Origin of the sequence: Bacillus sp. SIMBA_005, assembly GCF_046535585.1 — a bacterium.
Taxonomy (GTDB): Bacteria; Bacillota; Bacilli; order Bacillales; family Bacillaceae; genus Bacillus; species Bacillus pumilus.
Genome location: NZ_JAWRWI010001236.1, coordinates 1 through 233, shown reverse-complemented (window position 1 = coordinate 233; position 233 = coordinate 1). Strand labels below are relative to the sequence as shown.

At 71.2% G+C, this 233-nt stretch carries 1 protein-coding gene; it reads left to right on the top strand.

Annotation, left to right across the window (positions count from 1 at the left end; translation table 11 throughout):
- Window positions 1–233: FCD domain-containing protein (locus SB660_RS24015; RefSeq protein WP_410585139.1), on the top strand; the 233-nt coding region annotated here is incomplete at both ends.

Sequence of the window (233 nt, the reverse complement as noted above, 5' to 3'; positions counted from 1 at the left end):
CCCTCGCCGAAGCATCCGGTGTCAGCGGCGCGGCCGAGCTCCACCACCGGGTGTCCCACGAGCTCTACGCGTACTTCATCCCGTACCGGATCGACTACCTCCGCGCCTCGAACGATGAGCACGCCCGCCTGGTCGCAGCCCTTCGGGCGCAGGATGCCGCCACGGCGAGCCGCCTCGCCTTCGACCACGTCGCCGAGCTGCACGCCTCGATGTACGTCGGCCTCCCCCGCACC